Source organism: Terrabacter sp. Soil811, from assembly GCF_001429655.1.
Taxonomy (GTDB): domain Bacteria; phylum Actinomycetota; class Actinomycetes; order Actinomycetales; family Dermatophilaceae; genus Terrabacter.
Window position 1 is genome coordinate 79,516 of the sequence record NZ_LMSX01000012.1, and the last position, 12,790, is coordinate 92,305.

At 73.6% G+C, this 12,790-nt stretch carries 11 protein-coding genes and 1 tRNA gene; 10 read left to right on the forward strand and 2 right to left on the reverse strand.

Annotation, left to right across the window (positions count from 1 at the left end; all coding sequences use genetic code 11):
- Nucleotides 1-98: 98 nt before the first annotated feature.
- The 6 genes from ASH01_RS20465 to ASH01_RS20490 all read left to right on the forward strand — a co-directional run bounded on the left by ASH01_RS20465 (nt 99) and on the right by ASH01_RS20490 (nt 5,650).
- Nucleotides 99-1,694, forward strand: coding sequence for a MinD/ParA family ATP-binding protein (locus ASH01_RS20465; RefSeq protein WP_056780552.1), 1,596 nt, complete (start codon nt 99-101; stop codon nt 1,692-1,694).
- 31 nt (nt 1,695-1,725) lie between these two features.
- Entirely contained in the window at nt 1,726-2,550 is an 825-nt protein-coding gene (locus tag ASH01_RS20470) for an NAD-dependent epimerase/dehydratase family protein (RefSeq protein ID WP_056780554.1), read from the forward strand.
- Nucleotides 2,551-2,756: 206 nt separating this feature from the next.
- Nucleotides 2,757-2,839: transfer RNA gene (locus ASH01_RS20475), tRNA-Leu, on the forward strand.
- Between the two features lie 322 nt (nt 2,840-3,161).
- A complete protein-coding gene (locus ASH01_RS20480) occupies nt 3,162-3,581 on the forward strand; it encodes a hypothetical protein (RefSeq protein WP_056780557.1) in 420 nt (139 codons plus the stop codon).
- A gap of 332 nt (nt 3,582-3,913) precedes the next feature.
- Complete coding sequence (locus ASH01_RS20485; protein WP_082620043.1) at nt 3,914-4,915, forward strand: serine/threonine-protein kinase; 1,002 nt, start codon at nt 3,914-3,916, stop codon at nt 4,913-4,915.
- An 84-nt stretch (nt 4,916-4,999) separates the two neighbouring features.
- The gene (locus ASH01_RS20490; RefSeq protein ID WP_056780561.1) at nt 5,000-5,650 is read left to right on the forward strand and encodes an LON peptidase substrate-binding domain-containing protein; all 651 of its coding nucleotides are present in this window, start codon (nt 5,000-5,002) and stop codon (nt 5,648-5,650) included.
- 239 nt (nt 5,651-5,889) lie between these two features.
- On the opposite strand, the gene ASH01_RS20495 is transcribed toward ASH01_RS20490, so the two are convergent.
- Nucleotides 5,890-6,597 carry a M50 family metallopeptidase gene (locus ASH01_RS20495; RefSeq protein ID WP_056780563.1) on the reverse strand — a complete coding sequence of 236 codons (708 nt, stop codon included), beginning with the start codon at nt 6,595-6,597 and terminating at the stop codon, nt 5,890-5,892.
- A gap of 141 nt (nt 6,598-6,738) precedes the next feature.
- Between ASH01_RS20495 and ASH01_RS20500 the strand changes: the two genes are divergently transcribed.
- Nucleotides 6,739-7,584: a hypothetical protein gene (locus tag ASH01_RS20500; RefSeq protein ID WP_056780567.1), complete on the forward strand. Its 846-nt coding sequence runs from the start codon at nt 6,739-6,741 to the stop codon at nt 7,582-7,584.
- Nucleotides 7,585-7,640: 56 nt separating this feature from the next.
- Here the strand turns inward: ASH01_RS20500 and ASH01_RS20505 are convergent, their stop codons facing one another.
- Entirely contained in the window at nt 7,641-8,576 is a 936-nt protein-coding gene (locus ASH01_RS20505) for a 2-dehydropantoate 2-reductase (RefSeq protein ID WP_056780570.1), read from the reverse strand.
- 150 nt (nt 8,577-8,726) lie between these two features.
- Here ASH01_RS20505 and ASH01_RS20510 point away from each other — a divergent pair, with 150 nt between their 5' ends.
- The 3 genes from ASH01_RS20510 to ASH01_RS20520 are packed head-to-tail and all read left to right on the forward strand — an operon-like array spanning nt 8,727 to nt 12,750.
- Nucleotides 8,727-11,324, forward strand: a complete 2,598-nt coding sequence (locus ASH01_RS20510) for a molybdopterin-dependent oxidoreductase (RefSeq protein ID WP_056780877.1) — start codon at nt 8,727-8,729, stop codon at nt 11,322-11,324.
- Entirely contained in the window at nt 11,321-12,259 is a 939-nt protein-coding gene (locus ASH01_RS20515; protein ID WP_056780573.1) for an FAD binding domain-containing protein, read from the forward strand. Before ASH01_RS20510 ends, ASH01_RS20515 begins: the two co-directional genes overlap by 4 nt.
- Nucleotides 12,256-12,750 (forward strand): metallophosphoesterase family protein, encoded by a 495-nt coding sequence (locus ASH01_RS20520; RefSeq protein ID WP_056780576.1) that lies wholly within the window; start codon nt 12,256-12,258, stop codon nt 12,748-12,750. Before ASH01_RS20515 ends, ASH01_RS20520 begins: the two co-directional genes overlap by 4 nt.
- Nucleotides 12,751-12,790 lie beyond the last annotated feature (40 nt).

Below are 12,790 nucleotides of genomic sequence, written 5' to 3' on the forward strand. Positions count from 1 at the left end.
CCCGGTCGGCGGGTTTGATGTGCGACGGAAGCATGGGACGATCACCCGGGGTCCCGCGGCGGGTTCCCGCACGTGGTTAGGCCAGCAAGGAGCGCTCGATGAGCAAGGACGAGACCGGAAACACCGAGAGCCAGGGCATCCCCGGCTTCTCGGCGAACAACTCCATCCCGGGTGGTTTCGCCCTTCCCATCCCGACGGCGACCGCCGGCGTGGCCCAGCCTGACGAGGCGCCGGCCGACCCGTGGAGCTCGACGTGGGAGGACACCTCCTGGCAGTCCGGCGACACCGGTGCCATCCCGACCGTCGCCGCCGGCGACGCAGCATCGGCCTCCGACGACTGGACCGCCTCCTATGAGTACGGCGGCGAGAGCGCCGCCGGCGACGCCCACGAGCTCAACGGCCACGCCCAGAACGGCTCGACCCAGAGCGCCTCGGACACGTCCGGCGCCTCCGGCGCGACGAACTCGTGGACCGACTGGCACCCCTCCGACCCCGGTACCGCCGAGTGGCCGGCCGCGAGCAGCGACGAGCCCGAGGAGACGTACACCGGGTGGACCCCGGCGGGGGCGAGCCTCGCGGACTACGCGGCGGGCACCGTGCCCGGTCCCTCGGCCGCGGCGTCCACCGACCACTCCGCGGCGCAGGAGGCGTATGCCGCCCGGCCGGCCGTCGACCCCGACGTGGCCGCCGCGGCTGCCGAGCTCGGCCACGACGTCGAGTCCCCTGCGGAGCCGTCCTACGACCTGACCCCCGCGGCGCGCACCGGCAACTCCGACCGCCCGAGCGCCGAGGACCTCATCACGGCCCGGTCGAAGGGTGAGCGCCAGAAGGTCAAGGCCAACTCCGGCCTGCGCAAGGCGTTCGGCCTCGGCCCGAGCGTCAAGGAGATGCTCGAGCGCGACCGCATCGACCGGATCGCCCGCCCGCTCAACGGCCGCAAGACGATCATGGTCATCAACACCAAGGGCGGCGGCGGCAAGACCCTCGTCACGCTGATGCTCGCGAGCTACCTCGGCCGCTACCGCTCGGGCTCGGTGCTCGCGTGGGACAACAACGAGACCGAGGGCACCCTCGGCATGCGCGCACCGTCGCAGAGCCACCACCGCACGGTCGTCGACCTGCTCGGTGCCCTGCCGACGATCGCCAACGACCCCAACGCCGGCACGTCCGAGCTCGAGCACTGGGTGCGCGAGCAGCGGGGCCTGAGCTTCGACGTGCTGGCCTCGGCCGACGACGACGAGGCGATGCGCATCATCGGTGAGTCGGAGTTCGAGAACCTCCACACGCAGCTCTCGCGCTTCTACCGGATGATCGTCGTCGACACCGGCAACAACCGTCTGTCGCCGAACTGGCTCGCGGCCGCAGCCCGCGCCGACATGCTCGTCTTCGCGACGTCGCTCAAGGACGACACGTCGGTCGTCGCGGCCAAGAACCTCGACGCGCTCGTCGCGATGGGCCGGGGCGACCTCGTGCGCAACGCCGTCTGCGTCATCTCGCACACGTCGGCCAAGGGCAACGACGTCGGCGCCGGCGTGCACACCCGCGAGCACTTCGAGCAGTGGGTGCGCGCGGTCGTCGACATCCCCTACGACCCGATGCTCGCACCGGGCCTGCACCTCGACCCGCTGAAGATCAGCCCCAAGACGCACCAGTCGTGCATGGAGATGGCTGCCGTCGTCGTCGACGGTCTCTGACGCTTGTCGCCCGGTCGGGGAGGCTGCTGACGTGGCCCTCATCGCGCTGACCGGAGCCGCCGGGCGCATCGCGACGGCGCTGCGCCCGCGACTGCGCGCGGCCGGCCACCGGCTCGTCCTCTGCGACGGCCTCGGGGTCGTCGTCCGCGACGTCGACACCGCGGCCGAGCGAGCCGTGGAGTGCGACCTGCGCGACGTCGACGGCCACGCGGCGGCGTTCGCCGGCGCCGACCTCGTCGTGCACCTCGGCGCGCACTCCGACGAGCGGTCCTGGGCCGAGATCCTCGCCGTCAACATCGACGGCACGCACGCCGTGTGCGAGGCGGCGCAGCGGGCGGGGGTGACGAGGATGCTCCTCGCGAGCTCGGTGCACGCGGCCGGCTACGTGCCGGTGGACTCGCCGGGTGCCGCCGAGGGCATGCCGCTCCCGGCGCCCGACACGTACTACGGCGTCAGCAAGGCGGCGCTCGAGGCGCTCGGTGGGTTGTATGCCGGCCGCTTCGCGATGACGGTCGTCAGCGCCCGGATCATGACCTTCGACGACGCGCCGGGCGGCCCGCGCTCGCTCCAGTCGTGGCTCTCCCCCGACGACATGGCGCGGCTCGTGCTCGCGACGCTCACGACGTCGGCCGGTGGTCACCACGTCGTGTGGGGCGTCTCGCGCAACACACGGCTCCGGGTCGACCTGGCGCCCGGACTCGCGATCGGCTTCGACCCGCAGGACGACGCGGAGGCGTATGCCGCGGGCGTCGAGCAGCGCGACCCGAGCCGTCCGCCCGGGGTGCTCGGAGGTGGTTTCGCCACGCCCGACTACCGGCTGGGCGAGCCGCACGGCGGCGCCCGGTCCCGCTCCTGAGCAGCACGCGCGCTTTGGTGTGCGTGATGGTCCTGCCTCCGGTGGCGTGATCACCCCACCGGACGCAGCACCATCACGCCTTCCATCGGCCGTCGCACGACCGTCCTCGACGGTCTGGAAGGGACGTTCGCGGAGCAGGTGGCCGGCTGAGCGTGGGCCCGGTTTGGCGATAGCGGGCCTCATACAGCACACTGTCTGCTTGTCACGCGCGAGTGGCGGAATGGCAGACGCGCTGGCTTCAGGTGCCAGTGTCCGAAAGGGCGTGGGGGTTCAAATCCCCCCTCGCGCACGCGTGAAGACGAGGGCCCCGACCTATGTGGTCGGGGCCCTTCGTGCTGTCTGGGGGCCCTCGTCTTCACGCGTATGGAGCAGGCGGATTTGGGAGGAGCCGGAGCGAAGCGGAGGCGACGGTTCCCCCCTCGCGCCGAGATCTGCCACAACACCAGACGAATTCGGTATCTGACCGCCACATCGAGCGTCTGCCTTTCACCCAGCTCGATCAGCTCCGGTCACGGCCCGACGGAATCCTCGAAGGCCCGGCGCCCCCGGGAGCGATCGCGGTCCATGGCGCGGCCGTGCGGGGTCGACTCTCCACGTGAAAGGAGCGCCACATGTCCAGTCAGTCCTCCACCAGCACTCGACTCGGTCGTCGCTCAGCCGCTGCGCTCGGCACCTCCGCTCTCGTCTGTCTGGCCGTCGCCGGGCCGGTCCTCGCCTCCGAGCGACCCGATCCGGTCTCCGGTTCGCAGCCCTCGTCCGTGTCGACGAGCTGCGGCTACGTCGGTGGCGGGTCCGTCGTGTCCTGCACCGACGCGTCGTCTGCATCCTCTGCGTCCTCCGCTTCCGGCGCGGGATCGGCGAACTCCGCCGAGCAGGGCACATCCGCCGTCGTCGCACCCGTGGCGCGCCGGATCGTCCTGCCCACGCCCAAGCCGTCCGACCTGCCCGTGGTCGGTCTCGGCGTCGCCGCAGCGGTCGTCGTCGCGGGTGGCCTCCTCATCGCCTCGACGAACCGGCGCCGTCCCGCCTGACCCCGCGTGGCACCGCCTGGTCGCCTCGCCTGATCGCCTCGCTCGACCCGTCGTCCCATGGACCCACCCAGGCCACGTCGACGACCGACCCGGCCCGGCGGCATACGCCATCGTGTGCCGCCGGGCATCGGCGTACGCGACACAAAACGGGTGTTCGAGGCGCTGACCCGAGGGGTATGTAGGCGGGAGCCGTGCCCGGGGGCACGGTTCAGCAGAGACCAAACCCGTGAATGTTCAATCATCGCCGGGTCCCGTACCATGACCGCTGACGAAGGCCCCTGAGATGTCAACTGACGTGCACCTTCAGACCGAAAGGCCCCGGTGCCACTGACATGAACCGCCTGCAGGAAGGGTTCGTGCTCGGCGACCGCTACCACCTGGTGAGCCGCATCGCCTCCGGTGGCATGGCCGACGTCTGGGCCGGCACCGACTCGGTGCTGCGGCGCGAGGTCGCGGTCAAGGTCATGCGTCCCGACGCCGACCACGAGCGGCTCTTCGCGCTCCGCTTCCGCGACGAGGCCGTCCACTCCGCGGCGCTGCTGCACACGAACATCGCGACGGTCTTCGACTACGGCGAGGACCAGGGCCTCGCCTTCCTCGTCATGGAGCTCGTCTCCGGTGAGCCGCTCTCGGCCGTGCTCAACCAGCGCGGCCCGCTGCCTCCAGCCGAGGTCCGCTCGATCATGGGCCAGGCCGCGCTCGCGCTCGGCGTCGCCCACGAGGCCCGCGTCGTGCACCGCGACATCAAGCCGGCCAACATCATGGTCCGCGAGGACGGCCTCGTGAAGCTCACCGACTTCGGCATCGCGCGCGCCCTCGACGCGTCCGGGCACACCCAGCACGGCGAGATGCTCGGCACGCCCAACTACATCAGCCCCGAGCAGGCCCTCGGCCACGCGGCCACGGGCGCGAGCGACCTCTACGCCCTCGGCGTCGTCGGCCACGAGATGCTCGTGGGCAAGCGCCCCTTCGACCGCGGCACCCCCATCGCCACGGCCCTGAGCCACGTCAACGAGCCGCCCCCGCCGCTGCCCGACGACGTCCCCGAGGACCTGCGCGACCTCATCGCCGAGTGTCTCGAGAAGGACCCCGAGAAGCGTCCGGCCAACGCCGCCGCGGTGGCGGTCCGCCTCGGCCTCGGCGACCAGGAGCTGCGCGGTCTGGCCCTGGGTCTCGCGACGGCCATCAACGGTTCGCCCGCCGAGATGCTCGACGAGGTGGAGGAGCTCCACGGCGAGGTCCGCGACCCGGGACAGCGCACCGGCTCGGGCCCGGCCGTGACCGCCGACCAGCTCGGCGCCACCCAGGCCATGCCGTCCGGGGTCCGCGACTGAGCGTCGGGACCGAGCGCCCCACCGGGCACCCAGGGCTCGACAGCCCACCTGCCACGGTCGCCGTTCCGACCTAGTCTGGCTTCCATGGCGACCCTGCCGCTCTTCCCACTCGGCACCGTGCTCATGCCCGGTGCGCGGTTGCCGCTGCAGATCTTCGAACCGCGCTACGTCCAGCTGCTCAAGGACCTGCTCGACGGCCAGGACGAGCGTCTGCCCGTCTTCGGGGTCATCGCGATCCGCGAGGGCTTCGAGGTCGGTGACGACGGTGTGCGCGCCCTGCACCCCGTCGGCTGCGGTGCCCTGCTGGTCCAAGCGGCAGCCCTGGAGGGCGAGCGCTTCCTCGCCGTCTCGGAGGGCACCGACCGCTTCCGCCTCGACGCGATCGACGAGTCCGCCGGCACCCCGTACACCACGGCCCGCATCACGTGGCTGCCCGAGCCCGACGGTGACGTCCCGGCCATCACCGTCCTCGCGGCGCGGCTGCGCGCCGAGCTCACCGCCTTCGCTGCGGCCACCGGAGCCGAGCCGGAGCTCCCCACCGAGGACCGGTCCCTGGCGTATGCCGTGCCGGACACCGTGAGCCTCGACGTGGCCGACCGCCAGCGCCTCCTCGCGAGCAGCGACACGGAGTCCCGCCTGCGCCTCGGCATCCGGCTCGTCCGGCGCGAGCGGGAGTTCGCCTCCGCGCTGGGCGCGGTGGGCCGGGCGCCGATCCCGCCCTTCAGCCTGAACTGACGCGAACTGAACTGACGCGAACCGACGCGACGCGCCGCAGCGCGACGACGCGTTCGAGGGCGGCCCAGCCCGACGGCATACCTGGGTCCCCCTGTATATGCCGCCGGGCCGCTGCCGCGGTCATCCATGCACCGGATGCGGCGTCCCCCCGAGGTGGTTCGGGTGGCTCCCCCTGGCCCCACCCGAGCACCGCTTACCCATTTCTCGGTGCGTCGATCGTCGGTGCCGCCGTCCACCGCTCAGCGCAGGGTGGCGACGACCTCGGCGGTGACGACCCACGTCGCGAGAGCGCACATGACGACGAACGAGACGTTCCAGACGGAACGGGGCAGGTGGGTCAGTGAGGCGAGGACCCCGGGGTCGCTGCCGCTGCTCCGGTCCTGGAGCACGGCCACGAGGTGGCGCCACGCGCCGATGACGAGGACGACGCCGAGGCCGACGAGGACCTGGGTCTGGAGCGCGTCGTCGCGCCACCACCACAGCGCCGCCGAGCCGGCGATGGCGACGGCCATGACGACGACGGTGAGCGCCGAGCGGACCCGGACGAGGGCGAAGAGCAGGACGGCCAGGCCGGCCGTGACGACCGGGGCCGCCCAGCCGCGCTCGGCCGCCCACACCATCGCGGCGCCGAGCAGCGCCGGCATCGGGTAGCCGGCCCACGTCGACGCGACGCGACCGGCGCCGCGCACGGGGCCCCGGGTCACGGCGTGGCCGGACATGTCGCCCCGGAGGACGAAGCCGGTGAACTGGCGGCCGACGAGCACCCCGACTACGGCGTGACCGAGCTCGTGCACGAGGGTGACGGCGAGCCGGACGACCCGCCAGAGGGGCTCGACGGCGACGAGCACGAGCGCGACGCCGAGGACGACGAGCAGGCGAGGCGCCGCCAGGGCGACGTCGCCCGTCGCCGGGACGACCCGCTCGCGCACTGCCTCGAACCACTCCACGGACGCAGAACCTAGCCGACGCCCATGTGGGCGCCCGAGGCAGCGTCCCGTTGGGTACGGGATGAGGAGTCGCGCGTGAGGCGCCGGCTAGCGAACGCTCTCGGGGCGACAGGACGGACGGTTCACGGCACCATGCAAGACATGCGTCAGGGGTCCCTCGTCCGCGCACCCGGTCGGCACCGAGCCACCGGCGCGAGCGCGTCCCGCGGCCGTCGGCCCGCGTGGCTCGGCGCCGTGGTCCTCACCGTCCTGGCCGTCTTGGTCCCGCTCTGGCTGTGGCAGGCCCGACCGTTCGACTCGCGGCACGGCTTCGGCGTCGACTCGCCGCCCGCGGGCATCGGCGCCGCCCAGGCCCCGCTCGGCGCCCCGCCGACGATGCCCGGCGGCACGGGCGGCTACACGTTCATGCGGATGCAGGCGAACGGCACGGACCCGGTGGCCTACGACCCCTGCCGGCCGATCCACTTCACGACGAGCACCGTCGGCCTGCCGCCGAGCGGCGACGCCCTCGTGCGCGAGGCCGTGGCGACGATGTCGGAGGCGAGCGGGCTGCGCTTCGTCGACGACGGCCTGACCGACGAGGCGCCGGCGCCCGAGCGCGACCCGTACCAGCCGGACCGCTACGGCGACCGCTGGGCGCCCGTCTACATCGCGTTCGCGACGCCCGACCAGATCCCGCGGCTCGCGGGCGGCACGGTCGGTCTCGGCGGGAGCACGCCGCGCGCGGCCGGCGACGGGGCCCTCGTCTACGTCACCGGCTCCGTCTGGCTCGATGCCAAGGCCATGGACGACCTGCTCGCGGCGGGTCGCCGGGACTCCGCGCGGGCCGTCGTCGAGCACGAGATCGGTCACGTCCTCGGGCTCAACCACGTCTCCGACGGGTCGCAGCTGATGTCGCTGACGGGCGGCGCCGGTGCCGGACCGGCCGACGGGGACCGGCGCGGGCTGGCGATCCTCGGCCGCGGGGTGTGCCGCCCCGACCTCTGACCGTCACGACCGCACCGCGCCCGCCGAGGGCGTACGCCAGGGGCGGGGTCCCGGGGTCAGCCGAGCAGCGCTCCCGGGTGGCGTGACGTGAGCACCTCGAGGAGCAGCCGGTGCAGCGGGACGTCGACACCCGACTCGCCGGCGAGGCGCACGACGGCGCCCGTCCACGCGTCGAGCTCGGATGGCCTGCCCTCGAGCAGGTCGCGCTGGAGCGAGGTCGTCGCGTCGGCCGGCTGGTCGTCGACGAACGCCATGGTGCCCGCGACGACGCGCTCGGGCAGGCGTATGCCGCGGGCCCGGGCCAGCGTCTCCACCTCCCGCATCGCATCCTGCAGGAGCGCGCGACGGGGCGGCTGCGAGCGGAGCTCACCGATGGTCGCGTCGAGGGCGGCACCGAGGCCCCCGAAGGGCACGACGAAGAGCATCTTGGACCACAGCTCGGCCCAGATGTCGTCGGGCACCGGCGAGACGGCGCCGGACCCCGTGATGGCCTCGCGCAGCCGCGTGACGCGGTCGGAGGCGGCGCCGGGAGCGGCCGACCACTCGTCGAAGGCCAGCGAGGCCGGACCGCCGGCGTGCGTGATACGGCCGGGGCCGTCGATGAACGCGAAGATCTTGGCGATGCCGGGCAGCACGGCGGCGCGTCCGACGACGCCGGCGACCTGGTCGGGCGCCTCGACGCCGTTCTGGGTCGTGACGACGGCCGTGTCGGGGCCCACGAGGGAGGGCAGCGACTCGAGGACCGGTGGGAGCTGCCACGTCTTGACGGCGAGCAGGACCACGTCGACCACCCCGATGGAGGCCACGTCGTCGGTGACCTGGGCCGGCTCGACGGTGACGTCGCCGGCGACGCTCGTCACGACGAGGCCGTGGTCGCGGATGGCCTCGAGATGGGCACCGCGCGCGACGAACGTGACGTCGTGCCCGGACGCCGCGAGGCGCCCGCCGAAGTAGCCGCCGATCCCGCCCGTGCCCAGCACCGCGATGCGCATGACCGCCCCCTCCTCGTCGCCCGGATCGGCTCGTCGGGCCGTGCATCGGCCCCGAGCACGAGCCCTCGACACCATCATCGCGCCCGGGCCGGTCCCGGAGGTAGCGTCGTGGCGCACCGTCTCGTCGAGACGCAGCCGCAGGAGGCCCTCATGGAGCTCACCACCACGGTCAACGACGAGGCGCGGGTGCTCGACGTCGACGGCACGGAGTCGGCCGTGGACGTCGTGCGCGACGGCCTCGGGCTGACCGGCACCAAGCTCGTCTGCGGGAGCGGGGTGTGCGGTGCGTGCACGATGCTCGTCGACGGCGAACCGGTGCTCGGCTGCCTCACCCCTGCCACCCGGCTGCGCGACGCGAGCGTCACGACCGTCGAGGGCCTCGCCGACGGCGACGACCTCCACCCCGTGCAACGCGCCTTCGCCCACCACGACGGGCTCCAGTGCGGCTACTGCACACCGGGGTTCGTCGTCGACGCCGTCGCCTTCCACGACCGGTGGCGGGCCGAGCACGGTGCCGACGAGCCGGACGGCCCGAGCCGCGAGGTCATCGCCGAGGCGCTCGCCGGACACCTGTGCCGGTGCGGCTCCTACGAGGGCATCTACCGCGCCGTCGCGGCCGCGTGCCGCGGCGAACACGACGGCGGGGTCGGTGACGTGGAGCGCGTCGACGCCCCGGCCAAGGTCACCGGCGCGGCGGTCTACACAACCGACGTCGTCCTGTCCGGCATGCTGCACGCCGCGATCCGGCGCTCCGACGTGGCAGCCGGGACCGTCGGCCCGATCCGCTTCCCCGACGGCGTCGTCGGCCTCGACGTCCTCGGCGACGACCGACGCGTGCGCTGGGCCGGGCAGCCGATCGCCGTCGTCGCGGCGGAGACCCTCGCCGAGGCGCGCCGGTTCGCGCGCGAGCTCGTCGTGCCCGTGACGGCCCACGACTTCGTGCTCGACCCCGAGGTGGCCGTGCGCCCGGGTGCCCCGCTCGTCTACCCGACCCGGGGCGAGCGGAAGGCCGCGCCGTCCGCCGGTGAGGGCGGGTCGATGCCGGCACCCTGGGACGGCAACCGCCACGGACCCTCGCGCAGCCCCTTCCTCGGCACCCTCGCCAAACGCCGCGTCGGCGCCGCGCGCGCCGCCGGGAGACGCGGCCTCGTCGAGCTGGAGTTCCACACCGCCGCCCAGCTGCACACGGCGTTCGAGCCGCACGCCTGCCTCGCCGACTGGACCGACCCACAGCATCTGCGGGTCTGGCTCAGCACCCAGGGCGTCGACCTCATGCGGCACGCCATCGCCGACCGCTTCGACCTCGACCCCGCGCAGGTGGAGGTCGTCGCCGAGCACGTCGGCGGTGGGTTCGGGGCCAAGCTCTCGCTCACGACGGAGGCCACGAGCGCGATCGCCCTGAGCCGCCTCGCGCGTCGACCGGTACGGCTCGTGCTCGACCGGCACGAGGAGCTGACCGGCACCGGCAACCGACCGGGGAGCCGGTCGCGCGTCTCGATGCTCGTCGACGACGACACGCAGGCCGTCAAGGCGCTCGTCGTCGACACCGACAGCCACGCGGGGGTCGCGATCGGCAACAGCGTGGCCGCCCTCTCGATGCTTCTCTACGAGCGCACCCCGCGCCTGGCCCGCGACGTCGACGTCGTGACGAACGCGCCTCCCGGAGCGCCCTTCCGAGGGCCCGGCGGCCCCACGAGCGCCTGGTCGCTCGAGCAGACCGTCGACGAGGTCGCGCACCGTTTCGGCCGCGACCCGATCGGGCTGCGCGCCCAGTGGGACGGCAACCAGAAGCGTCAGGCGCTCTACCGCTGGGCCAGTGCGCTCCCGACGTGGGAGCGGCGACCCGCCACGGGCAGCCAGTCCGGGCGTTTCCGGCGCGGCGTCGGCGTGGCTGCCGGCAACTGGATCTACCTCGTCGACCCCGACTGCGAGGTCGTCGTGTCGGTCCAGGCCGGACACCTGGTCGCGTCGACGGCGGCGCAGGACATGGGGACCGGGAGCCGCACGGTCGTCGCCCGGGCGGTGGCCGATGTCTTCGACGTCGACGCGACCCACGTCGAGGTCCGGCTCGGCCGCTCCCACGGCGGCACGGCCCACGGCCCGGCGTCCGGGGGCAGCCGCACGACGGTGTCGCTGTGGTCGACCGCCGTCGAGGCGGCCACCAGCCTCCGGGACCGGGTCGGCACCGACCTCGGCCGTGCCCCCGACGGCGCGTCGGCGACGGCGAAGCGCGGGGGCGACCGCGGTCTCCGAGCCGTCCCGATGACGATGAACGGCATCCAGATCGGCCGCGGCTTCTCAGCGGCCCTGCACGTCACCGAGGTCGAGGTCGACACCCGCACCGGGAAGACCCGCGTGCTCCGCGTGCACGGCGGCATCGCCGTCGGCCGCATCCACGCACCCGTCCTGGCCCGGAGCCAGTGCGAGGGATCGATCATCCAGGGCATCGGGCTCGCGCTCTACGAGAACCAGGTCCTCGATCCGCATACCGGCCTCACCCTGACCGCCAACCTCGAGGACTACCGCATCCCCCAGCTCGGCGACACCCCGGAGATCGACATCCACTTCCACGAGGAGGGCTGGGACCGCGTGCCCGGCGGTGGGGTCGGCCTCGGCGAGGTAGCCACCGTCAGCCCTGCGGCCTCCGTCGGGAACGCGATCTTCAACGCGACGGGCTGGCGACCGCTGACGCTCCCGGTGCGGCCCGACCGACTGCTCGAGGGACTCCGCACGGAGGTCACGCGATGAGCCTCACGATCCTCACGGCATACGACGAGCGGCCCGACGACACCGGCGATCTCGTCTACCGCGCCGGCGGCACCGACCTGCAGGAGCGGCTGCGCACGACGGGCGCCACGCCGCACGTCCTGGACCTGACGGGGGTCCCCGGCTTCGCCGCGGTCGAGCGCACCGACGCCGGCACGCGCCTCGGCGCCGGCGTCACGGTGGCCACCGTGGCCCGCGACCTCGCTGCCGACTACCCGGCGCTCGCGCTGACGGCGGCGGGCCTGGCCACGCCCCAGGTGCGTGCGGCCGCGACCATCGGTGGCAACCTGCTCCAGCGCACGCGCTGCTGGTACTTCCGGCACCCGCACACGTCGTGCTTCAAGTCGGGCGGCGTCGGCTGCCCCGCGCGCGACGGGCGCCACCTCTACGGCGTCGCCTTCGACACCGCCCCGTGCGTCCACCCGCACCCGTCGTCCCTCGCGATGGCCCTGCTGACGTATGCCGCCACCGTCGACACGACGCAGCGTGACGGTCTCGGGGTGGGCGACGTGCTCGGCGACGGGTCCGATCCCAGCCGTGACCACCTGCTCGCCGACGACGAGGTGCTGACCCGCGTCACGCTGCCACCTCCTGCTCTGGGCGAGCGGGCCGCCTACTTCCGGTCGATCAGCCGGTTCGAGGCCGAGTGGCCGCTCGTCGAGGCGGTGGTCCGCGTCGTGCGCGATGACGCCGGCACGGTCACGTCGTGCGGTGTCGCGATCGGTGGCGTGGCGCCGGTTCCCTTGCGGCTCAGCGCCGTCGAGGAGCTGCTGACCGGCTCGACCCTCGACGACGACGTTCTCGCCGAGGCTGCGCACCTGGCCACCGAGGGCGCGAGCCCGCTCCCCGAGACGGGCTACAAGGTGCAGCTCGTCGAGGCCACGGTCCTCGAGGTGCTCGAGCGCGTGCGGTCGTGAGGGTCCTCGTCGTCAGCGACACGCACGCGCCACGCCACTGGAAGGCCTGCCCGCCGGCGCTGCTCCCGCAGCTCGGGTCGGCCGACGCCATCCTGCACGCCGGCGACGTGTGCACCCCCGACGTCCTCGACCTGTTGGCGTCGTTCGCGCCGGTGCACGTCGTCATGGGCAACAACGACGTCCCGGAGGTCGCCGACTGGGGTGCCCCCGAGACGCTGGAGGTCGAGCTGGACGGGCTCCGCGTCGGGATGATCCACGACAGCGGGCAGCGCCAGGGGCGCACCGCCCGGATGCGCCGACGCTTCCCGACGGCCGACCTCGTCGTCTTCGGGCACTCGCACATCCCCCTCGACGAGACCGGCGACGGGGTCCGCATCCTCAACCCCGGGTCCCCGACCGACCGTCGGCGTCAGCCGGCCGGGACCTTCGCGTGGCTGGACGTGCGCGACGGAGCGCTCGTCGACGCCCGGATCGAGCAGCTGCCGCGCTGAGCGCGCGACCGGCCCGACCGGCGCGACCGGCCCGACCGGC

Excerpts from the sequence above, each read along its gene's own strand:
- ASH01_RS20465 (WP_056780552.1), top strand. The coding sequence starts at position 99 with ATGAGCAAGGACGAGACCGGAAACACCGAGAGCCAGGGCATCCCCGGC.
- ASH01_RS20505 (WP_056780570.1), bottom strand. The coding sequence starts at position 8,576 with ATGCGCATCGCGGTGCTGGGCACGGGCGGGATCGGCGGCTACTTCGGC.
- ASH01_RS20515 (WP_056780573.1), top strand. The coding sequence starts at position 11,321 with ATGAGCCTCACGATCCTCACGGCATACGACGAGCGGCCCGACGACACC.
- ASH01_RS20500 (WP_056780567.1), top strand. The coding sequence starts at position 6,739 with ATGCGTCAGGGGTCCCTCGTCCGCGCACCCGGTCGGCACCGAGCCACC.
- ASH01_RS20480 (WP_056780557.1), top strand. The coding sequence starts at position 3,162 with ATGTCCAGTCAGTCCTCCACCAGCACTCGACTCGGTCGTCGCTCAGCC.
- ASH01_RS20485 (WP_082620043.1), top strand. The coding sequence starts at position 3,914 with ATGAACCGCCTGCAGGAAGGGTTCGTGCTCGGCGACCGCTACCACCTG.
- ASH01_RS20490 (WP_056780561.1), top strand. The coding sequence starts at position 5,000 with ATGGCGACCCTGCCGCTCTTCCCACTCGGCACCGTGCTCATGCCCGGT.
- ASH01_RS20510 (WP_056780877.1), top strand. The coding sequence starts at position 8,727 with ATGGAGCTCACCACCACGGTCAACGACGAGGCGCGGGTGCTCGACGTC.